This window comes from Agromyces sp. NSFZ, assembly GCF_056156205.1.
The window spans coordinates 392,423-413,789 of record NZ_CM149585.1; the positions used below are offsets into that span (position 1 = coordinate 392,423).

At 67.3% G+C, this 21,367-nt stretch carries 14 protein-coding genes and 2 tRNA genes; 11 read left to right on the forward strand and 5 right to left on the reverse strand.

The genetic code is table 11. The features are described 5' to 3' along the window. Nucleotides 1-217 precede the first annotated feature (217 nt). Complete coding sequence (locus ACVFI9_RS01930; protein WP_474764360.1) at nt 218-1,153, forward strand: endonuclease domain-containing protein; 936 nt, start codon at nt 218-220, stop codon at nt 1,151-1,153. 111 nt (nt 1,154-1,264) lie between these two features. Here ACVFI9_RS01930 and ACVFI9_RS01935 read toward each other — a convergent pair whose 3' ends face one another. After that, nucleotides 1,265-2,950, reverse strand: coding sequence for a glycoside hydrolase family 13 protein (locus ACVFI9_RS01935; RefSeq protein WP_474764361.1), 1,686 nt, complete (start codon nt 2,948-2,950; stop codon nt 1,265-1,267). Nucleotides 2,951-3,221: 271 nt separating this feature from the next. Between ACVFI9_RS01935 and ACVFI9_RS01940 the strand changes: the two genes are divergently transcribed. The 4 genes from ACVFI9_RS01940 (at nt 3,222) to ACVFI9_RS01955 (ending at nt 9,108) form a co-directional block, all read left to right on the forward strand. Continuing rightward, nucleotides 3,222-4,457: a sugar ABC transporter substrate-binding protein gene (locus tag ACVFI9_RS01940; protein WP_474764362.1), complete on the forward strand. Its 1,236-nt coding sequence runs from the start codon at nt 3,222-3,224 to the stop codon at nt 4,455-4,457. Nucleotides 4,458-4,533: 76 nt separating this feature from the next. Next, nucleotides 4,534-6,153 carry an ABC transporter permease subunit gene (locus ACVFI9_RS01945; protein ID WP_474764363.1) on the forward strand — a complete coding sequence of 540 codons (1,620 nt, stop codon included), beginning with the start codon at nt 4,534-4,536 and terminating at the stop codon, nt 6,151-6,153. Nucleotides 6,154-6,218: 65 nt separating this feature from the next. Next, nucleotides 6,219-7,142 carry a sugar ABC transporter permease gene (locus ACVFI9_RS01950; protein ID WP_474766354.1) on the forward strand — a complete coding sequence of 308 codons (924 nt, stop codon included), beginning with the start codon at nt 6,219-6,221 and terminating at the stop codon, nt 7,140-7,142. A gap of 31 nt (nt 7,143-7,173) precedes the next feature. Then, a complete protein-coding gene (locus ACVFI9_RS01955; RefSeq protein WP_474764364.1) occupies nt 7,174-9,108 on the forward strand; it encodes a glycoside hydrolase family 13 protein in 1,935 nt (644 codons plus the stop codon). Nucleotides 9,109-9,134: 26 nt separating this feature from the next. Here the strand turns inward: ACVFI9_RS01955 and ACVFI9_RS01960 are convergent, their stop codons facing one another. The 3 genes from ACVFI9_RS01960 to ACVFI9_RS01970 are packed head-to-tail and all read right to left on the reverse strand — an operon-like array spanning nt 9,135 to nt 11,851. Beyond that, complete coding sequence (locus ACVFI9_RS01960; RefSeq protein ID WP_474764365.1) at nt 9,135-9,536, reverse strand: PIN domain-containing protein; 402 nt, start codon at nt 9,534-9,536, stop codon at nt 9,135-9,137. Continuing rightward, nucleotides 9,521-9,772: a type II toxin-antitoxin system Phd/YefM family antitoxin gene (locus ACVFI9_RS01965; RefSeq protein ID WP_474764366.1), complete on the reverse strand. Its 252-nt coding sequence runs from the start codon at nt 9,770-9,772 to the stop codon at nt 9,521-9,523. Before ACVFI9_RS01965 ends, ACVFI9_RS01960 begins: the two co-directional genes overlap by 16 nt. 39 nt (nt 9,773-9,811) lie before the next feature. Then, complete coding sequence (locus tag ACVFI9_RS01970; protein WP_474764367.1) at nt 9,812-11,851, reverse strand: hypothetical protein; 2,040 nt, start codon at nt 11,849-11,851, stop codon at nt 9,812-9,814. A gap of 167 nt (nt 11,852-12,018) precedes the next feature. Here ACVFI9_RS01970 and ACVFI9_RS01975 point away from each other — a divergent pair, with 167 nt between their 5' ends. The 3 genes from ACVFI9_RS01975 to ACVFI9_RS01985 all read left to right on the forward strand — a co-directional run bounded on the left by ACVFI9_RS01975 (nt 12,019) and on the right by ACVFI9_RS01985 (nt 13,995). Then, nucleotides 12,019-13,674, forward strand: a complete 1,656-nt coding sequence (locus ACVFI9_RS01975; RefSeq protein WP_474764368.1) for an MFS transporter — start codon at nt 12,019-12,021, stop codon at nt 13,672-13,674. 138 nt (nt 13,675-13,812) lie between these two features. After that, nucleotides 13,813-13,884 (forward strand) — tRNA-Thr (locus tag ACVFI9_RS01980). 37 nt (nt 13,885-13,921) lie between these two features. Further along, nucleotides 13,922-13,995: transfer RNA gene (locus tag ACVFI9_RS01985), tRNA-Met, on the forward strand. Nucleotides 13,996-14,153: 158 nt separating this feature from the next. Here the strand turns inward: ACVFI9_RS01985 and ACVFI9_RS01990 are convergent. Further along, the gene (locus tag ACVFI9_RS01990; protein ID WP_474764369.1) at nt 14,154-15,263 is read right to left on the reverse strand and encodes a tyrosine-type recombinase/integrase; all 1,110 of its coding nucleotides are present in this window, start codon (nt 15,261-15,263) and stop codon (nt 14,154-14,156) included. Between the two features lie 400 nt (nt 15,264-15,663). On the opposite strand from ACVFI9_RS01990, the gene ACVFI9_RS01995 reads away from it, so the two are divergent. Genes ACVFI9_RS01995 through ACVFI9_RS02005 form a run of 3 tightly spaced genes read left to right on the forward strand, consistent with a single transcriptional unit; the run spans nt 15,664 to nt 21,366 of the window. After that, a complete protein-coding gene (locus ACVFI9_RS01995) occupies nt 15,664-17,181 on the forward strand; it encodes a class I SAM-dependent DNA methyltransferase (protein WP_474764370.1) in 1,518 nt (505 codons plus the stop codon). After that, nucleotides 17,174-18,373 carry a restriction endonuclease subunit S gene (locus ACVFI9_RS02000; RefSeq protein ID WP_474764371.1) on the forward strand — a complete coding sequence of 400 codons (1,200 nt, stop codon included), beginning with the start codon at nt 17,174-17,176 and terminating at the stop codon, nt 18,371-18,373. Before ACVFI9_RS01995 ends, ACVFI9_RS02000 begins: the two co-directional genes overlap by 8 nt. After that, entirely contained in the window at nt 18,370-21,366 is a 2,997-nt protein-coding gene (locus tag ACVFI9_RS02005) for a type I restriction endonuclease subunit R (protein ID WP_474764372.1), read from the forward strand. Before ACVFI9_RS02000 ends, ACVFI9_RS02005 begins: the two co-directional genes overlap by 4 nt. Nucleotide 21,367: the final 1 nt, after the last annotated feature.

A 21,367-nucleotide genomic window follows, 5' to 3' on the forward strand; every position in this document is an offset into this window, starting at 1 on the left:
GGCATCCGCCCTGCCGCTGTCCCCGTCGATCGCTGCCGTGCCGCCGATCGCTGCCCGCGCCGGCGGTCGCTGCTGTGCGAAAGAACACATGAGAATCGACGGTACGGCCACCCTGAGGACCCCATGGATCGGATCTTCATGCATTTCGCGCGGTCGAGTTCTTCACAGATCGCCCGGAGCCGGCCATCGGATGCCCCAACCGGGGCACACTCGACGCGTGTCATCGGTCGCGCAGCACATCCGTGAGAACGGCGGGGTGCTCCCGTACTCCGTCCTCGACACCGCCGGCCACTCGCGCAGAGCGGTCCAGACGGAGATCGGGCGCGGACTGATCCTGCGCGTGCGGAACGGATGGTTCGCCGTTCCCGACGCGAACGACGAGGTCGTCCGAGCCGTGCGCGTCGGGGGAGCTGCGACAGCGACAACGGTCGCCCGACTCCACGACCTCTGGGTGCTCGACGATGGCCTGCTCCACGTGCGGGTGCCGCATTCGACCGGCCGCCTCAGCTCACCGCACGACCGCCACGTTCCGCTTGATCGCGAGAAGCACGCGGTGTGCGTGCACTACAGCGCCCGTCGGCCGCACGATCGCGCGCGCGACCCGCTGACCGTCGCGCTCGCCGAGATGTTCGCATGTTCCGAACCGTCCAACGTGCTGTCGACGATCGACTCCGCGCTCGAGAGGGGCGTCCTCCAACTCGGGCATCTCGACCTGATCAAGCGTCGGATGCCGCCATCGCGACGTCGACTCCTGGTCGCCGTGGACCCTGACAGCCAATCAGGCATCGAAACGAAGGTTCGCCTCCTGCTTCGATCGCGACGGGTCCGCTTCCGGAGCCAAGCGGACATCGAGGGCGTGGGACGCGTCGACTTCCTCGTCGGCGGGCGACTCGTCATCGAGGTCGACGGACGTGCCTTCCACACGGGCGAGGCATTCGAGGAAGACCGGCGCAGGGACTTCGTGCTCATGACGCGCGGGTATGCAGTCCTCCGGCTGAGCTACCGCCAGATCATCGACGACTGGGAGCGTACGCGCGCGGGCATCGTCGCGCTCCTCGCTCGCGGCGAGCACCGTTGGGACGGCCGAGGGCCGTACGAGCCCGAGCTGCCGGCATCGGCTCTCAGCTTGAGTGCCGGAGCCGAGAACGCATGAGAATCCGCATCATGAGTCCCGTGGGGAACGCATCATGCGGATTCTCATGTGTTTTTCGAACGGCTGGAGGGCGGGCGGATGACTCGGCATCCGCCCGCCCCGCGACACGCGCTAGGCGCGCAGCCAGACCGCCGTGTCGGCCGGAAGCGTGCGGCCGTCGAGGGCGCCGCTCGCGAGCAGCACGTCTCCGGCAGGCAGTTCGACCGCAGCCGTGCCCGCGTTCGCCACCACGACCACCGACCCGTTGCGGAGCGCCACCACGCCGTCGCCGAAACCGTCCAGCCACTCGAGCGTTCCCGCGCCGAGCGCATGCTCGCGGCGCAGCGCGAGCAGCGCCCGATACATCGAGAGCGTCGAGTCGGGCACGTCGCGCTGCCGATCGCGCGCGAGCTCGCGCCACTCCGGCGGCTGCGGCAGCCACGGGTCGCCAGCCGGGCCGAAGCCGTAGTTCGGCGCGTCGCCCTCCCAGGGCAGCGGCACGCGGCATCCGTCGCGTCCGTACCGCTCGCCGCCGGTGCGGAACCACGTGGGGTCCTGGCGGGCGGAGTCGGGCAGGTGGATGACCTCGGGCAAGCCGAGCTCCTCACCCTGGTAGATGTAGGCCGAACCGGGCAGCGCGAGCATGAGGGCGGTCGCGGCGCGCGCACGCCGGAGCCCGTCCTCGTACGACGGCAGGCCCTTCGAGCGCGGACCGAGGCCGTGACCCTGCGGGTTCGGCTCCGTGACCGAGAGTCGGGTCGCATGGCGCACGACGTCGTGGTTCGACAGCACCCACGTCGAGGGGGCGCCGACCTCGCCGAACGCGCCGAGCGATGCATCGATCACCTGGCGCAGGGCCGCGGCATCCCACGGCGTCTCGAGATAGGCGAAATTGAACGCCTGGTGCATCTCGTCGGGCCGCACCCACTTGGCCACCCGGGGCAGCGGGTCGACCCAGGCCTCCGCGGCGAGGATGCGTTCGCCGGGGTACTCGTCGAGCACCGCCCGCCAGTCGCGGTAGATCTCGTGCACGCCCTCCTGGCCCCAGTAGGGCGCGTGGTCGTCGGGCTCGTCGCTGATCTCGGGCTCGAGGGTGACGCCGGATGCCCCGGTGCCTCCGGCACCGCCCATGCTCCCCGAGTCGGCGGGCGGCGTCCAGTCGGGAAGGCCCTCGGCCTTGACGAGGCCGTGCGCAACGTCGACGCGGAAGCCGTCGACGCCGCGGTCGAGCCAGAAGCGCAGGATGCGGCGGAACTCGGCGCGCACCTCCTCGTTCGTCCAGTCGAAGTCGGGTTGCGAACTGTCGAAGAGGTGCAGGTACCACTGGCCCGGCGTGCCGTCGGGCTCCGTGACGCGCGTCCAGGCGGGGCCGCCGAAGACCGACTCCCAGTTGTTCGGCGGCACATCACCGAACGGCCCGAGGCCGTCGCGGAAGAGGTAGCGAGCGCGCTCGGGGCTGCCGGGCGCCGCGGAGAGCGCCGCCTGGAACCACTCGTGCCGGTCGGACGAGTGATTCGGCACCATGTCGATGATGACGCGGATGTCGCGGGCGTGCGCCTCGGCGAGCATGGCGTCGAAGTCGGCGAGCGTGCCGAAGCGCGGGTCGACGTCGCAGTAATCGGCCACGTCGTACCCGGCGTCGCGCTGCGGGGACGTGAAGAACGGGGAGAGCCAGATCGCGTCGATGCCGAGGGCCTGCAGGTCGCCGAGGCGGCCCGTGATGCCGGCGAGGTCGCCCATGCCGTCGCCGTTGGCGTCGGCGAAGGACCGGGGATAGATCTGGTAGATCGCGGCGGTGCGCCACCACTCGGAGGTCATGTCGAGAACTGTACGTCATCCCGCCAGTACATGGAAACGCTTGCAGCAGCGCCGCGCCCCGCAATGGTCACAAACCGGTATCGATGCGAAACATCCGGTTTGGTAATGGCGCGTGCGCAGGGTATACCTGTAATCGCTTGCACAACTGCGAGCACTCACACGGAAGAACGGCCTTTCGGGCACGGTGCTCGGTTCCGCGATCCGGAACGGGGACCACAGCTCCCACACCTGGCGAAGGCGCCGATCTCACACCACTGGGAAGGGCACACCAATGAGGGTGAACAGGAAGAGCCTCCTCGCCGCCGGAGCGGTCGCGGTCGTCGCGACGCTCGGTCTCGCGAGCTGCGCGAGCGGCGGCGACAGCGGCTCCGACGGGGATGCCTCGTCGAGCGGCACGCTGACCGTCTGGGTCGACGCCGAGCGCGTCGACGCGCTGAAGGGCGCGGCCGAGGCGTACACCGAGAAGACCGGCGTCGAGGTCGAACTCGTCGGCAAGGACAACGCCGACATCAAGGATGACTTCATCCAGCAGGTTCCGACGGGCAAGGGCCCCGACATCACCATGGGCGCGCACGACTGGCTCGGCGAGCTCTCGACCAACGGCGTCGTCGCACCGATCGAGCTCGGCGACTCCGCCGGCGACTACCTCCCCGTCGCGATCGACGCGTCGACCTACGAGGGCACCGTCTACATGCTCCCCTACGCCGTCGAGAACATCGCGGTGCTCCGCAACGCCGACCTCGTCCCCGAGGCCGCCACGAGCTTCGACGACATGATCGCCAAGGGCCAGGCCGCCGGCCTCGCGCAGCCGTTCGTGGTCGAGCAGGGTGCCGAAGGCAACCCGTACCACCTCTACCCGTTCCAGACCGCGTTCGGCGCTCCCGTCTTCGGCACGAACGACGAGGGCTACAACCCCGAGGACCTCCAGCTCGGCAGCGCGGGCGGCGAGCAGTTCGCCACCTGGCTCGGCAGCCAGGGCAAGAACGGCACCGGCCACTTCAACACCGACATCGACGGCGACATCGCCAAGCAGGCCTTCCTCGACGGCACGGCCGCGTTCTGGCTCACCGGCCCGTGGAACGTGGGCGCCGCGATCGACGGCGGCATCAACGTCGCGATCGACACCGTGCCCAGCCCGACCGCCGACGCAGCCCAGCCGTTCGCCGGCGTCAAGGGATTCTTCATCTCCGCCGAGTCCGAGAACAAGGTGGCCGCGAACGACTTCCTCGTGAACTACCTCGGCACCGAAGAGGTGCAGCTCGACCTCTTCGAGGCCGGCAACATCCTCCCCGCGCTCGAGTCCGCCGCTGAGACCGCCTCCAGCGACCCGATCATCGAGGGCTTCGCCGCCGTAGGTGCCGAGGCCGTGCCGATGCCGGCGATCCCGGCCATGGGCTCGGTGTGGCAGTACTGGGGCATCGCCGAGGCCGACATCATCAACGGTGCCGACCCCGTCGCGACCTGGCAGAAGCTGACCGCCGACGTGCAGGCTGCGATCAGCAAGTAACGACCGAGCGCAACCGGGCCGGATGCCCCAGCGACATCCGGCCCGGTTCCCTCACGTTCGACGGGAAGCGGGCAAGATGAGCACCATGATCGACGACGAGGTCGGCACGGCACCGCCGAAGCGGCCGACCAAGCGGCAGCAACAGGCCACGAGCATCGCGGACGCGGCATCCGGCGGCGTCAAGATGATCCTCGTCAAGCTGCTCCTCCTCGGCATCCTCGACGCGATCGCGGTGTACGCGGTCTTCGTCCTCGTCACCGGCGGGCAGTGGCTGATCGCCGCGATCGTCGCGGTGGTGGCCGCGGCCGTGAACTGGATCTACTTCTCGCGCCGGAAGCTGCCGGCGAAGTACCTCACTCCCGGCATCATCTTCCTCGTCCTCTTCCAGGTGTTCGTGCTCATCTACACCGGGTACATCGCCTTCACCAACTACGGCACCGGCCACAACGGCTCCAAGGAGCAGGCGGTGTCGTCGCTCATGGCCTCGTCGCTGCAGCGCGTCGAGGACTCGCCGACGTACCCGGTCACGGTCGTCGACCAGCTCGGGACGCTCGGCCTGCTCGTCACCGACCCCGACGGCGACGCGTTCCTCGGCACGAACGACCAGCCGCTCCAAGAGGTCGATGCCGACATGGAGGGCGGCAAGGCCGTCGCGGTCGACGGTTGGACCAGCCTCAGCTTCGCGGACGTGCTCGCTCGCACCGACGAGATCACCGAACTCGCGGTGCCGTTCTCCGACGACCCGAACGAGGGCGCGCTGCGCACGCCAGACGGGTCGAACGCGTACCAGTACGTCTCCACGCTCGAGTACGACGAGGCCGCCGGAACGATGACCGATGTCACGACCGGCACCGTCTACTCCGACGTCGGCACGGGCGCATTCACCTCGGACGACGGCGATGAACTGCTGCCCGGCTGGCAGATCACCGTCGGATTCGACAACTTCGTGCGCGCCGTCACCGACCCGCGACTGCTCCAGCCGCTCGTGTACGTGACGCTTTGGACGTTCGCGTTCGCGCTCATCTCGGTCGCGTCGACGTTCTTCCTCGGCCTCTTCCTCGCGATCGTGTTCAACGACATGCGGATGCGCGGACGCAGGTACTACCGAGTCGCGATGATCCTGCCCTACGCGATCCCATCGTTCCTCTCCGCGTTGATCTGGGCGGGCATGATGAACGAGAGCTTCGGATTCATCAACCAGGTGCTCCTCGGCGGGGCATCCGTACCGTGGCTGACCGACCCGTGGATGGCGAAGGTCTCGGTGCTCATCGTGAACCTGTGGCTCGGATTCCCGTACATGTTCCTCATCTGCATGGGGGCGCTGCAGGCCATCCCCGACGACATCCTCGAGGCGGCGAAGGTCGACGGTGCGAGACCGTGGGCGGTCTTCCGGCTGATCAAGCTGCCGCTCCTGCTGGTGACGGTGGCGCCCCTGCTCATCGCGTCGTTCGCATTCAACTTCAACAACTTCAACGTGATCTACATGTTGACCGACGGTGGCCCGCGCGACTCGAACGCGCCGATCCCCGTGGGCTTCACCGACCTGCTCATCACGATGGTGTACAAGGTGGCCTTCACCGGGCAGTCGCGTGACTACGGCCTGGCGAGTGCGTACTCGATCATCATCTTCATCGTGGTCGCGGTGATCGCGGTCATCGCGTTCCGCCGCACCAAGAGCCTCGAGGAGCTGAACTGATGGCCGCGAAGCCCACAAAGGAACACCGCTCCTGGATCGAGGCCCCGGTCGTGGAGGCGGAGATCATGGCATCGGGCCTCGACCGCGAGGCCGAGCGCGCCGAACACCCGCGTGGCGTCCGGGCGCGTCGGCCATTCAAGTTCGGTCGATGGTTCCGCGAGACCGGTTGGCGCCACATCGTCGGCATCGTGATGGTCGCATTCGCGCTGTTCCCCATCGTGTTCGTCGTCTCGTCGTCGCTGAACCCGCAGGGCACGCTCACCGGCTCGAACGCGCTGTTCTCCCGGATCGGTCTCGACAGCTACGTGCGGATCCTGACCGACCCGCAGGTGCCGTTCTCGCAGTGGTTCCTGAACACGATCATCATCGCCAGCGTGACCGCGGTCAGCACGGTGTTCCTCGGCGCGCTCGCCGCGTACTCGTTCTCGCGCATGCGCTTCACCGGTCGGCGGTTCGGGCTCGTCACGATCGTCGTCGTGCAGATGTTCCCCCAGATGCTCGCCGTGGTCGCGATCTTCCTGCTCATGAGCACGGTGGCCGACTGGTTCCCCGCCATCGGCCTGAACACGCAGATCGGGCTCATCATGGTGTATCTCGGCGGCGCGCTCGGCGTGAACACGTTCCTCATGTACGGGTTCTTCAACACGATCCCCGCGTCCATCGACGAGGCGGCGAAGATCGACGGCGCCGGGCACGCGCGGATCTTCTTCACGATCATCCTGCGGCTCGCGGCGCCGATCCTCGCCGTCGTGGCGTTGATCTCGTTCATCTTCACGGTGAACGAGTTCGTCGTGGCATCCGTCATGCTCATCGACACCGAGAAGCAGACCGTGGCCGTTGGCCTCACGAAGCTCGTGTCGAACCCGCGCTACGCCGACTGGAGCGCGTTCTCGGCGGGTGCCGTCATGACGGCACTGCCCGTGGTCGCCCTCTTCCTCTTCCTGCAGAAGTACATCGTCGGCGGCCTCACGGCGGGCTCGGTCAAGTGACGGTCGGACGCGTCGAGTAGCCTCGGGAACCATGCTGACGCCCCACCACGACGGCTCGCCGCTGCACGTCTCGACCCAGACGCCCGCGCTCGGCGAGGTGGTGCGGGTGCGCCTGCGCGTGCCCGAGTCGTTCGGTCCGCTCGCGTGGGTCGGCACGCGCTCGAACCCGAACCGCGAGCCGCGGTTCAGCGAGGCATCCGTCATCGCGTCGGCAGACGGCTGGACGTGGTGGGAGGCGCCCGTCGAGGTCGAGAACCCGGTCCACGGCTACCGCTGGCTCCTCGTCGGCGAGGACGGCCGGCAGCTCTGGTTGAACCAGCTGGGGCTCTCGACGATCGAGACCCGCGACCACGACGACTTCCGGCTCGTCGCCCATGAGCCTGCCCCCGAGTGGGCGGCCGAGAGCGTCATGTACCAGGTGTTCCCCGACCGGTTCGCGAAGTCCGAGAGCGCGCCCTTCGACGCGCTCAAGGAACGCGGCGAGCTGCCCGCGTGGACGGTCCCGGCCGAGTGGGGCGACCCCCTCGATCCGGTGCCGCCGGGGCGCTCGGCGCAGGTCTTCGGCGGCGACCTCGACGGCGTGCGGCAGAAGCTCGACCACCTCGAGCGGCTCGGCGTGAACCTGCTGTACCTCACGCCCGTGTTCCCGGCGCGGTCCAACCACCGCTACGACGCGTCGACCTTCGATCACGTCGACGAGCTGCTCGGCGGCGACGACGCGCTCGTGCGACTCGTCGAGGAAGCGCATCGCCGCGGCATCCGCGTCATCGGAGACCTCACGTCGAACCACTCGGGCGACGCGCACGAGTGGTTCCGCATGGCGGTGGCCGACCCGTTGTCACCCGAGCGTTCCTTCTATTACTTCCGCCCTTCGACAGGCTCAGGGACCCCTTCGACGGGCTCAGGGGCCGAAGGTCCGGTCGCTGAGCCCGTCGAAGCGGGGGCCCCGGAGTACGAATCGTGGCTCGGCGTGCCGAGCCTGCCGAAGTTCGACTGGAGCTCGCCCGAGTTGCGCCGCCGATTCATCGAGGGGCCCGACTCGGTGGTGGCCCGCTACCTGAGGCCCCCGTTCTCGCTCGACGGCTGGCGCATCGACGTGGCGAACATGACCGGCCGGCTCGGCAACGTCGACCTCAACGCCGAGGTGCGGCAGACGATCCGACGCACGATGCTCCAGGTGAACCCCGACACGATCCTGATGGGGGAGTCGACGAACGACGCGGCATCCGACTTCCAGGGCGACGCGTGGCACGGCGCGATGACGTACACGCCGTTCACGCGCCCGCTGTGGAGTTGGCTGCAGGCGCCCGGCAGCACGGCGGCCGGCGGCATCGGGTTCGCGCTGCACCGCGTTCCGACCTTCGACGGCCGCGACTTCCATGAAGCGCACGTGCGGTTCGCGGCGGGCTTCCCGTGGCGCACGCGCCTCGCCACGATGAACGCACTCGACACGCACGACACGCCCCGGTTCGCCACCTCGGCGAGACCCGGCACCGTGCCCGTGGCGTTCGGCCTGGCGGTGACACTGCCCGGCATCCCGGTCGTCTGGGCGGGCGACGAGTTCGGGCTCACGGGCGTCGACGGCGAGGCATCCCGCACGCCGATGCCGTGGGGGAGCGAGACGGATGCCGCGGTCGTGCCCGTGCTCGGCACGTACGCGTCGCTCGTGGCGCTGCGGCGAGCGCATCCCGTGCTCGCGACGGGCGGCATCCGGTGGCTCGCCGTGGGAGAACATGCGGTCGCGTTCATCCGGGAATCCGCCGAGGAGTGCGTGCTCGTGTTCGCGGCGCGCGGCCCCGCGAGGCTCGAGATCCCGGCCGACGGCGTGGTCGGGGCGACGGATGCCGCGGCGCACGCGTTCGGGGATGCCCGGCTCGAGGCATCCGACGGTCTCGTGCAGCTCATCGCCGAGGGGCCGGGCTTCACCGCATGGCGGCTGCCGGGCGTCGACGCGCCCGCGTGGTGACCGCCCAGGTGGGGGCCGGTGAACGTTCAGACGACGATGCAGTCGACGCCCGGTAGTGCGTCGAAGCGGGCAGCGCGATCGGTCGTCAGGACGATGCGCTTCGTCGCCACGGCGGTTGCGGCGATGATGAGGTCGTGCGCTCCCCGCTTCGTTCCGGTTCGGGAGACGTGCGCGAGGAGACGCCCGTGCGCTTCCGCCGTTTCGATGTCATAGGGCTCGACCGGCAACGTCTCGAGCACGCGCACCAAGAACTCGGCGCGTCGCTCGCGATGCTCGGCGGAGGTGAGTTCGATGCCGGTTCGGAGTTCGGCGAGGGTGACCGCGGAGATGACGAGGTCGTCGTCGGGTTCGACCACAGCGGCGAGATCCCGGCGCTGGCGTTCAGAGGCGACCAGCACGCCGGTGTCGAGGATCAGTCGGCGGGCCATGCCGGCTCGGTGAGCTCGACTGCCTCCCGTGCGGCGGCGACATCCTGCGCGAAGTCGTCATCGACGGGACTGTACTGGAGCAGCGCCACGACCTCGGATCCGTTGCTGAGGTCCGCCGGACCGACGGTGGCGATACGTCGCCCCGCGCGGGTGATGATGATGGTCTCGCCCCGCTCGGCCTCATCGAGCAGCGCAGCGAACGACCTGCTGGCCTCGGTGGCGGTCATCGTGCGCATGAGATCAGATTATCTGATCGAGGTCCAGTGACCAAGCGGTCAGTACGGGTAGAACTCGGCGGAGTCGCTGCCGATCCACTCGGCCGGCAGTTCCACCGGGGGTTGCTCGCGGCCGTCGTTCACGTCGGCCTGGGTCGTCGGGTCGTAGCGGAGCCTCGCGCCGGTCGCCGCCACATCACCGCCGTCGAAGGTGTCGTCGGCAACGGTGAACGTGAGGGTGATGACCGCCCGGCCGCGATCGGCGGGACCGGGCAGCTCGCAGATGCCGGACGCGAACGAGGCGCAACCGCGAGGCGACCCGTTCAGGATGAGCGCCTCCGGCCAGGTGAGCTCGACGCCGAGCGCCCACGAGCCGGTACGCAGCGTCTCGATGTCGGACGGCAGCGGCGTGTGCGTGATCTCGACGGTCGCCGTCACGGCCTCGCCGGCCTCCGCCTCATCGGTATCCAGTTCGACGGAGACCGGGAACAGGTCGTCGACCGCGATCAGCAGCTGCTCCGCGCCCCGGATCTGCTCGCCGAGCTGCGCCGACGGCACGTCGACATCGTCGACCGAGAGCTCGACGCCCTGCGCGGAGACCAGGCCGGCTCGGGGCGGATCGACGTCGACCGCCAACGTCGCCGAGACCTCCCAGAGGTCGAGGTCGGGTCCGAAGAACACCACGCACGTCGCGTCGGTGTCGCCGAGGGCGTCGCAGCCCTCGAAATCGTCGAGCTCGGCGAAGCCGGGCAGCAGGAGCTCGAACCCCACGCGCGCCGACCCCTCGGAACCGTCGCCAGACAGGGTTCGGTGGACGGTGATCGTCGCCTGACGCTCGCCCTCGCCGGAGTCCGGCGGCTCGGTGATCGCGACGTCGAGCCAGAACGGATACGGTCGCAGTTCGACGGGCAGGCCCGCCTGGCCGAAGCTCGACCCGTCGGCGGTCTCGAGCTCCTGCACCTCACCGTCGGCGCGCGTGAGGAGCCGCGTCGCCGCAGCGTCGACCTGCCCGCTGAAGCCGGCGGGCGGCGTCGCGAACGTGAGTTCGGCTCCGCCCCCCGTGCCGCTCGGGTCGATGAGGCACTCGTCGCCCGGTCGCGGTTGGCCCTGCAGTTCCCGGTCGATCTCGGGGCCGACCCAGCTCTCGCAGGTGGAGTCGGAGAGCGTCAGCTCCGGCGGCCACTGCACCGCGACGGCGACGAACGCGCCCTCGGGGGCATCCGCGAGCGCAGCCTCCACGGCGATGATCGCGTCGTCGCCCGCCTGTCCGAGGTCGGTGGCGTCGAGCTCGACCGCGACGTCCACGGGCGGGGCGGATGTCCCGTCGGCGGGGGTCGCCGACCGGTTCGCGTTCGGGTCGGCCAGGCCGCCCAAGGCGAGCCCGGCGAGCCCGACGACGGCGAGCACGGCGAGCGCGGCGGCGGCGGCGAGCGCTGCGATGAAGCCGCGCTGGGAGAACACCGGCTGCTGGCTGAACATGCCCCGCAGTGAGATCGGCGACGCGGCCTCGGGTGCGACGGTGACGACGAACGGATGCTCCACCGGCTCGCCGCGCCAGAGGATGGTGCGCGCGCGGAGACCGACCTCGACGCCCTCGGTGCTGCCGGCCGGGATCGTCACACGTCGCCGCTCCAACTCGACCGCAAGCTCGCCGGCGTCGACCGAGAGGTTCGCGTAGGCGTGCGCATTCCCGGCGTTCGCGATCAGGATCCCGGTCTCGTCGCCGCGGCGCCCTTCGATGTGGATCGGTGTCAGCGCGGCCTTCAGCCGGCTCACCGGGCGGACGGCCACGATGGCCTCCGCCGCCACGGGGTCGTCGGGCTGCGCCGCGGCCGCGATCTCGAACCGTATGACGTGACTCCCGACGGGCCAGGAGGCTTCCGGTGGGAGGTCGATCGTCGCGGTGGCGGTGCCCGATTCGCCGGGGTCGACCAGCAGGGTCGGGGGCTCGATGGTGATGTGGTCGGCCGCCTCGGCGTCAGCCGAGAGCCGGTACGACTCCGCGTCCGCGCCATGGTTGTGGATGGTCAGGGTGACGGATTCCGCGCGTCCCGGAGTCAGCGCGAACGACGCGGGCTCGATGTCCACGACCGTGTCCATGGTTCGACGGTACGTCGGCCGGGCCGCATCGGCGAGCCCGCCGCTCCGCTTCCGCGGAGGTCGGGATAGGGGAGGAGGGCTGGCGCACCACGTCGCTGTGGCGGCATCCGACCGCTCGACCGTATCTTCCCGACGCGGTGTCGAGAAAAGGAGTAGGGTATTGCCTCGTGCAGGAAACGAACCGATTCCACCGACTCCGCTGGCTCGGGTTGGGCGCGATCTCGCTGGCCGTCGCGCTCATCATCATGGATGCCACGATCGTGTCGGTCGCGGTGCCGGTGATGGTGACCTCGCTCGATCTCACCGCCACGCAGGTGCAGTGGGTCCAGGAGGTCTACACCCTCGTGTTCGCGGCCCTGCTCATGGTGTGGGGAACGGTGAGCGATCGCATCGGACGGCGCCGGCTGCTCGTGATCGGTCTCGTCGTCTTCGTGGCGTCGAGCATCCTGTGCGCCTTCGCGCCCGACGGCACCTGGCTCATCGCGGCGCGCGCCATCCAGGGCGTGGGTGGATCCATGATCCTCCCGACCACGCTGGCGCTCCTCAACGCGACCTTCCGCGGCCCCGAGCGCACCATCGCCTTCGCGGTGTGGGGCGCCACGATCGGTTCCATGGCCGCGGTCGGACCGGTGCTCGGCGGATGGCTCACCACCGCGTTCTCCTGGAACTGGGCGTTCTGGATCAACCTGCCGTTCGGCCTGATCGCGCTCGCCGGCGTGCTGATCGCGATCCCCGAGTCGCGCCAGCGCGAGACCGGCCGGTTCACCGACTGGCTCGGCGCCGGTGCCTCCATCCTCGGATTCGGCATGCTCGTCTTCGCGCTCATCGAGGGTCGGGCGTACGGCTGGTGGGAGGCGACGGACTCGGCCCCCGTGAGCCTCGGCGGGTTCAGCATCATCCCGGTGCTGTTCGGGCTCGCCGTCATCGTGCTCGGCGCGCTCGTGTTGCGGGAGCGTTCGCGTGTGGCTGCCGGCAAGTCGGTGCTGCTCGACGTGACGCTGTTCCGGATCCCGACGTTCGCCAACGGAAACATCACGGCGCTCACCGTCTCGCTCGGCGAGTTCGGGCTCATCCTCTCGCTGCCCTTGTGGTTCCAGTACGTGCGCGGCATGGATGCGCTCGGCGCGGGGCTGGCGCTCCTGCCGCTGGCGGTCGGGTCCTTCCTCGCGAGCGGCGCGGTGCGATCGCTCTCGAAGCGGATGTCCCCGGTGCAGCTGGTTCGCCTCGGCGTGCTCCTCGAGATCATCTCGCTCGCGGTGATGGCGATCATCATCCGCCCCGACTCGGGCCCGTGGGTCACGGGCGTGCCCCTGTTCTTCTACGGCATGGGCGTCGGATTCGCCACTGCACAATTGACCCAGCTCATCCTCATGGACGTGCCGCTCGACAAGTCGGGACAAGCCTCGTCGACCCAATCGACAGCGCGCCAGGTCGGTTCCGCGCTCGGCATCGCGATCCTCGGCACCGCCCTGTTCACGACCCTGCGCCTCGGCACCGAGGCCCGGCTGAGCGACGAGATCGCCGCAGACCCGCAGGTGGGCGAGCTGGTGAAGGGCGTCTCCGACTCGGCTGGAGGGCTCATCGCCGAGCTGTCGACGAATCCCGCGACCGCGCCGATCGCCGAGGCGGCACGAGAGGCGCTGACGCAGGGCGTCTCGGTGGCGGCGTGGATCGGGATCGCCGCGCTCATCATCGGCCTGCTCACGACGATTCCGCTCGGGCGGCGGTCTGCCGCGACGGCACCTGCTTCCGAGGGGCCGGCTTCGGCTGCAGTTGGAGCCGAGGCATCCGATTCGGGATCAGATGACGTTCGGGCGGATTGAGCGCGCTGCACGACGCGGTTGACGAGCCGGTTTCAGGTCGTCGCGAAGGTGCGGGGCACGGGTTCGCGGCGCATCGACGCCGGTTCGAAGCATCCGTGCCGAGGTGATATCCTCGTACGGTTGCCGAGTGCGGCACACGCCCCGATAGCTCAGTGGTAGAGCACTTCCATGGTAAGGAAGGGGTCGTCAGTTCAATCCTGACTCGGGGCTCTGGTTCGTTCCGGGCGTATGCTCGAAGGACCTTCCCGGCGGGGTAGCTCAGGTGGTTAGAGCACACGGCTCATAATCGTGGTGTCGCGGGTTCGAGTCCCGCCCTCGCTACAACAGCAGAATCTCGCGGATCTCAGGCCGTTCAGGTCGATGGATTCAGCTCGCGTCGATTCGCGTGACCACATTCTGACCACATCCCAAACCGAACGGGTGTGATTCCGACCTTGGGATCGTGATCCACCAACGTGTAGCCGTAGCCCGGTTCGGTGTCAGTCGAGCGCGCTCAGGACTCTCGACGCAGCTTCGTCGAGTCGAACAGCGACGATGTCCAGGTCGTCGTCGAAGAGGTCGGAGTAGGTGTCGAGGGTCATCGCCGCCGAGGCATGCCCGAGCATTCGCTGGACTGCTTTCACGTTCGCCCCGGAGGAGACCGCCAGGCTCGCGGCGGTGTGGCGGAGATCGTGAATGGTCATCGGCTTGAGGCCGGCGGTATCGAGGGCGCGGTCGAACCAGGAATTCTCGCGGATGGTCGGCGTTGTGAGATGGTTTCCGAACCTGTCGGGGAAAAGCACCGAGCCGCCCTCGCGATCGAGGCACAGCTCCGCCAAGGAAGTAGTCAGGAATGCAGGGAACGGCACCACGCGCCTCTTGTGTGTTTTGGGAGTCCCGACGACGACCTTCCCGCCCACGAGCACAGCGTTCACGCTCACGGAGAGTCTGCGGCGCTCGAGATCCACGTCGCCCACCCGGAGACCGCTCACTTCGCCCCATCGAAGGCCGGTGTACGCCAGGACGCGGATGAGGGGAGCATGGGCTCCGGAGGCGCGCGCGAGGCGGTCGACCTGCAGATGAGACAGGTAGATGTGCTCTTTACTCACCTTGCGAGGCAGTCCCACCCCACGCGCGGGATTGGAGGGGATACGGCGATCCTTCACGGCGGCGTCGAGGATGCTCGCGAGCACGCCGTAGCAACGATGGACGAGCGCAGCCGACTTTGGCTTGGATCGCCCCGGTTCGCCCGTGCTCAGCCGTGCGACCCAGCTCTGAACATCGCTGTGGCGGACGTCCGCGACGGCAACGCGTCCCCACGACGGCTCGACGTGTAGTCGCCATGCCGACTCCACGACCGCGGTCGAGGACGGTTTTAGGTGGGTTTGAGACTCGAGCCATGCGGCGCCCAGGGTTCCGATTGTGATCCGGGCCTTCGACGGATCGATGAAGGTCCCGGCGGCCTTACCAAGCTCAACACTTGCGAGGAAGAGTTCGGCCTCCTTCTTGGTGGTGAATCCCCTCTTCGTGGTCTGGGAGTGGTCAGGCTTTCGGTACCGCACCCGATAGCGCTTGCCGGCAGCTGTCGAATACGGCTCGACGGTTCCCACTGATCAGCCCCTCCCCGAAACGAGACATTCCACCTTACGAGCGGCGACCTCGCGGACGACGATTATCCTCGCGGTCGCAGACATTGATCGGGTCCCATCGCAATCGGGGTTCCCACCTTGGCTACGATCGGTCTCGGTCGTGACCTTCCGATTTTCAGTCCGCGTCGATGCCGCGGAATCTCGGTGGTCGGGATCGATACCCCGATGAATCCGCGGCATTCGGCGGCAATGTGATCACCATGCATCCCGATCGGTGGTGGGCACTTGTGGGCAAGATGTGGGCACGGTTGGCGTGGATCCTCCTGCGACACGAACGGGGGCGGGCTCGCCGATCTGACGTAGTGGCAGAGTAGCCGTAGCGCCGGTGTCGGCGTCTCAGCCTGTTGGAGCAAAAGCCGCAATGACCCTCGCGCCCACCGACCAACTACACCTCACCCAGGCGCAGCTCGAGAGAGCGCTTCTCGCGGCCGCGAACGCCTTGCGCGGCCCGGTCGATCCCGCTGATTTCAAGAGTTACGTCTTCCCAGTGCTCTTCTTCAAGTGGATCAGCGACACCTGGGACCACAACCACGCCCGCGCCATCGCAGAGTTCGGCGACGATCTCGACGATGAGATCGAAGCCGACTTCCACGTCTTCGCCATCCCCGATGACTGCCACTGGCGAGACGTCTACAACACCGTCGAGAATGTCGGCGACAAGCTCGCCGGCTCGCTGCTGTCCGTACAGGAAGCAAACCCGGGATCTCTCGACGGCGTGTTCGGTGACGTCAACTGGGCGAACACCGAGCGCCTCCCCGAAACAGCCCTCGTCGCATTGCTCTCCGCGTTCAACAAACTCCGACTGGACCCGGAATCGGTGAGCGGCGACATGCTCGGAAGCGCGTATGAGTACCTGCTGCGGGAGTTCGCCGAAGAGTCCGGGAAACGGGCTGGCGAATTCTTCACGCCACGACATGTCGTTCACCTCATCGTGAAGCTGCTCGACCCGAAGCCCGGCGAGTCGGTCGCTGATCCCGCCTGTGGCTCGGGCGGGATGCTTGTCGAGACGGTGACGGCGGTAGACGCCGCGGGTGGCGATTCGCGGACGCTGCGGCTCTACGGGCAAGAGATCAACCTCACCACCAGCGCGATCGCCAAGATAAACCTGTACCTGCACGGAGTCGAGGACTTCACCATCGTCCGCGGTGACACCTTCCGTGAGCCGAAACTTCTCGACGGTGACGCTTTGCGCCGCTTCGACATGGTGATCGCGAATCCACCGTTCTCGCTGAAGAACTGGGGAGCGGATGCCTGGGCTGGCGACCGTTTCGGTCGCGCGATCGGCGAGGTGCCGCCGACGACGAATGCGGACTTCGCGTGGATCCAGCACATGGTCGCCTCGATGAAGCCCGACACCGGGCGAGTCGGCGTCGTCATGCCGCACGGGGTGTTGTTCAGGGGTGGCAAGGAGGCACGCATCCGCGAAGAGCTTCTGAAGCGCGATCAACTCGAGGCTGTGATCGGGCTGCCGACGAACCTGTTCTACTCGACGTCGATCCCGGTATGCATACTCGTGTTCCGCGCGCGCAAGCCCGCCGACCGCGTCGGCCGAGTGCTGTTTGTGGATGCCTCAGCCCGCTTCCAGCCCGGCAAGAACCAGAACCAGATGTCGGATACAGACATCAACGCCATTGCCGCCGCGTACCGTGCCGGCGCCGACATCGACCGCAAGGGCGGTCTACAACTGCGACTTGTTGACCACGCCGAGGTCACCGAGAACGGATACGACCTCAACATCGGACGCTACATCAAGAGCGAAACCGTAGCAGAAGCGAACGTCGAGGAGGCGCTCATCCTCATGCGCGAGGCGCAACAGCGGTTGGTGGACGCCCAAGCAGCGCTCGACGAGCGGCTGCGGGAGGCTGGGTTCGATGCGTGAAGGATGGGAGCGTATCCCACTCGGCGCTGTTCTCGAGCAAGTGAGTCGCCCTGTTGAAGTCGCCACGCTAGACGAAGTGCCTTTCGCCGGCGTGCGATGGTACGCGGAAGGCGTCTACGCCCGAGAAGTTGTTCCCGCCAACACAGTCAAGACGAGAGTCCTTAACGCGCTCAAGACCGGCGACATCACCTACAACCGCATGTGGGCCACGAAAGCGAGCTTCGGGCGCGTTCACGAGAACGTCGACGGATGCCTAGTTACGAACGACTTCCCGATCTTCTCGGCTGATTCCGCACGGCTGGACGGTGCGTATATGGAACTAGTGTTCGCCACCGGACGCTTTCAACGTGAGGCAGCAGCACGATCCACAGGCACCACCGAGCGCCGGCGGCTAAAGGAGCCCGAGTTTCTCGGTATCGAGGTCGACCTCCCGCCCCTCGCCGAGCAGCACCGGATCGTCGACCTGATCGATGCGCTCGACGAAGCCATCGAGGCGGCGAGTGAAAATAGGGTCGCGCTCGCACGTCTGTACGATGCGGCCCTCTTCGAGCTTGGAGACGGCCGATTCCCACTTGTGCGCGTCGCAAGCGCTGTGACTGTCGCTCGCGCGGGCGGTACACCATCGCGGAAAGGCGTCGGGCTTTACGGCCCGGGAACGCCGTGGCTGAAGTCAGGCGAAGTGAACAGCGATTGGATCTCGACGGCGGGCGAGGAGATAACTGAGGCTGGACTTCAGTCGTCGTCGACATGGCTGGTTCCGGCAGGGTCGACGGTCGTCGCAATGTATGGGCAAGGGAACACGAAAGGGACGGCGGGCTGGCTCCAGCGTCCAATGGCGACGAATCAGGCAGTGTTAGCGCTTGTGCCTGACCCCGCCAAGATTGACTCTCGATTCCTGCTCCACGCACTTCGCTCTCGTACGGGCAGCCTCCGATCGCGAGCCGTAGGGGCCGCGCAGCCGAACCTCAGTAAGGAACTCGTGGTGGGGGAGCTGATCCCGCTGCCGGAGTTACGCGAACAGCAGGCGATTGCGGCTCGACTTGATTCGATCAGGGAAGCTCAGACGGCAGCTCGAGGGTCGGCCGACACCTTTCGAGCGGTCCGCTCCGTGATCCTCACGTCTCTACTCTCTGGCGACCATGAGATCCCATCGTCCTACGACCGATTCCTCGAAGGTGTGGACGCGGCATGAGTGGGTGGAGTGAGGCATCCGCGGTGCAACGGCCGATCGTCGAGCTGCTCGTCGCCAGCGGATGGACACATCTCGCGGCGTCCGCCCTCGAACGGCAGCACACGTCGGTGATCATAGAGTCGCGGGCGCGCGCCGCGATCGAACGGCTGAACCCGCAGCTGGCCGACAAGCCGGATCGGGTCGACGAGGTGCTGCGGCAGCTGCGTATGACCGTGATCGACGGCGGTAGTCTCGGGCTCGTTCGGTCGAACCAAGCATTCCTCGCATGGCTGCGGGGACGGCGCACCGTGCAGCTTGTCGACCCCGTGCGCGATGTGCCGGTGTCGCTCATCGACTTCGCGCATCCGCAAAACAACGACTTTGTCGTGTCCGAGGAGGTCGTCTACGGCACGGCCGGCGACAGCGCCCGATTCGACGTCGTGTTGTGGGTGAATGGGTTCCCTGTGGTCGTCGGCGAGATCAAGACGCCGTTCGATCAGAAGAAGACCTGGGTGCTCGGGGCGCAGGACATCCACGAGCACTACGAGGCGGAAAGGCGCCCCTTCTTCGTGCCGAACCTGTTGTCGTTCGCGACGGAGGGCAAGGAGTTCCGATACGCGAGCGTGCGGGCGCCACTGAACCGGTGGGAGCGGTGGGGGTCTACCGAGACGTCCGCGACCCTGGATGGCTGGGATCGGGTGAAGCTCAGCGTCGAGTCGCTCCTCTCGCCGGCAACCGTGCTGACGATCATCCGCGACTTCGTGCTCTACGAGAACGTCGTGATCAATGGGGCACCTCGGCTCGTGAAGATCCTGCCGCGCTACTTCCAGTTCGAGGCGGTCGAGGCTGTCGCTCGCCGCGCGAATGAACCGGGCGCGCGCAAGGGGCTGGTCTACCAGACGCAGGGCTCAGGCAAGACGCTCGCAATGAGCTACGCGGCGGCGAAGCTCATCCGCGATACGCGGCTAAAGAACCCGACAATCATCGCGATCGCCGATCGAGTTCAATTGGTGAGGCAGACCTTCGACCAGTTCCACGCGACCGGGATGCCGCGACTCACCGTGGCGTCGAGCGCCGCCCACCTCCGCCATTTGCTGCGGAGCGATGAACGCGGCATCATCTTCACGACCGTGCACAAGTTCGACGGCGCCGGCCACCTCAACGACCGCGAGAACATCATCGTCCTCGTCGACGAAGCGCACCGCACCCAGGAGGGAACCCTCGGGCAGCAGATGCGGGCGTCGCTGCCGAACGCGTCGTTCTTCGCGTTCACAGGCACTCCCATCGCCGACCTCACCCGCAACACGTTCACGCTGTTCGGCGATGAGCGAGACCCCGGACACGCGCTGAACACATACGACTCCGACCGGTCGATCGCCGACGGCACGACCGTACCGATGCGGGTGTCCGCGCGGATGGTGAACTTCCACATCGACCAGGCGGCCCTGGACGCCGCGTTCGAGGAACTCGCCGCCGCTGAGGAGCTCGATGACGACGAGAAGGAGTTCGTCGCGTCGAAGCTGTCGAAGGTCTCGACACTCATCGCCAACCCCGACCGCATCAGGGCGGTGTGCGAAGACATTGTCGAGCACTTCTACGCGAAGGTCGACCCGCTGGGTATGAAGGCGCAGATCGTCGTCTACAACCGCGCCATGTGCGTGGCGTACTTCGACGTTCTCCAGGAACTGCTTGCAGCGCGCGGTACCGACGAAGCTGCCGTTGTGATGTCGGTCGCCGCAAAGGATGAGCCGGCGTTCGCGCCGCACGAGCTGAACGACACAGAAGAGGAATCGCTCCTCAACCGGTTCCGCAATATCAGCGACCCAATGAAGTTCCTCATCGTGACCTCGAAACTCGGCACCGGATTCAACGCGCCCATCGAAGGCGTGCTCTACCTCGACAAGCCGCTCAAGCTCCACACGCTGTTCCAAACGATCACCCGCACGAACCGCCCGTGGTCGCACCCCGACACGGGGCAGCCAAAGGAGTACGGGCTCATCGTCGACTACATCGGCCTGGGCGACGGCTTTGCGCGCGCGATGAAGCCGGCGAACCCGGATGCCGCGCAGGCGGAGATCGATGATGACGGGCTACTCGACGAGTTCGCGGCATCCCTCGACAGCCTGCTCGACCGGTTCATCGGCATCGACCGGGCGGTCGCCGATTTTGCTACCCTCGAGGCTGCGATCGAGCGGGTGCCGCCAGGATCGAGCCGCGACCGGTTCGCGGTCGACTTCGCCTACGTCGCGGGGATCTGGGAGGCGCTCGCCCCCGACGCCCGGCTCGAGACCCGGAAGGCCGACTACCGCTGGGTCGCGAAGATCTACGCCGCAATCACCCCGGTCGACGGTGACAGCGCTTTGCTCTGGGCTCGACTCGGAACGAAGACGCTCGCCCTCGTGCACGAGCACATCTCCAACGTGCAGGTGCGCAACCCGCTCTTCGACGTCGTCATCGCAGACGAGCTCACCGTCAAGCGGCTCATAGAAGAAGGCCTGCTCGAACCATCCGAGGCTCCTGATGTCACCGCTAAGAGCGCCGAAGAGATCATGGACACGATCGCCGAACGCATCAAGAAGCGTCTCACAGTCCACGGGCATCCGGTGTACAAAGCACTCGCCGAACGACTCGAAGCTCTGCGCCAAGCGCAACTAGCCAAGGCCGAGGACTCGATCGAGTTTCTGCGGGAGATTTTCACCGTGGCCCGAGACCTCAAGGTCGCAGAGAAGGCAGATGACGCAGGCGAACTCGAGCTGCTTCCCGATCCGCGGGTCGGGGCACTCAGTCAGATCTTCGAGGAGTTTCGGCCGCCGAACACTCCTGTCATCATCGCTGATGTGGTGAAGGCCGTCGATCGAATCGTGGTCGAGGTCGCTTTCGAAGGTTGGGTGCGCACGACCGAAGGCGAGAAAGACGTGCGCCTTGAGCTGCGCCGGGTATTGAAGAAGTTCAGCCTGCCCATCAAGGGCGAGCTATTCGATCGAGCGTACGAGTACATCGCCGAGAACTACTGAG

Coding starts and splice junctions, on each gene's coding strand:
- ACVFI9_RS01935 (WP_474764361.1), bottom strand. CDS start 2,950: ATGACCTCCGAGTGGTGGCGCACCGCCGCGATCTACCAGATCTATCCC.
- ACVFI9_RS01940 (WP_474764362.1), top strand. CDS start 3,222: ATGAGGGTGAACAGGAAGAGCCTCCTCGCCGCCGGAGCGGTCGCGGTC.
- ACVFI9_RS01945 (WP_474764363.1), top strand. CDS start 4,534: ATGAGCACCATGATCGACGACGAGGTCGGCACGGCACCGCCGAAGCGG.
- ACVFI9_RS01950 (WP_474766354.1), top strand. CDS start 6,219: ATGGCATCGGGCCTCGACCGCGAGGCCGAGCGCGCCGAACACCCGCGT.
- ACVFI9_RS01955 (WP_474764364.1), top strand. CDS start 7,174: ATGCTGACGCCCCACCACGACGGCTCGCCGCTGCACGTCTCGACCCAG.
- ACVFI9_RS01960 (WP_474764365.1), bottom strand. CDS start 9,536: ATGGCCCGCCGACTGATCCTCGACACCGGCGTGCTGGTCGCCTCTGAA.
- ACVFI9_RS01965 (WP_474764366.1), bottom strand. CDS start 9,772: ATGCGCACGATGACCGCCACCGAGGCCAGCAGGTCGTTCGCTGCGCTG.
- ACVFI9_RS01970 (WP_474764367.1), bottom strand. CDS start 11,851: ATGGACACGGTCGTGGACATCGAGCCCGCGTCGTTCGCGCTGACTCCG.
- ACVFI9_RS01995 (WP_474764370.1), top strand. CDS start 15,664: ATGACCCTCGCGCCCACCGACCAACTACACCTCACCCAGGCGCAGCTC.
- ACVFI9_RS02000 (WP_474764371.1), top strand. CDS start 17,174: ATGCGTGAAGGATGGGAGCGTATCCCACTCGGCGCTGTTCTCGAGCAA.
- ACVFI9_RS02005 (WP_474764372.1), top strand. CDS start 18,370: ATGAGTGGGTGGAGTGAGGCATCCGCGGTGCAACGGCCGATCGTCGAG.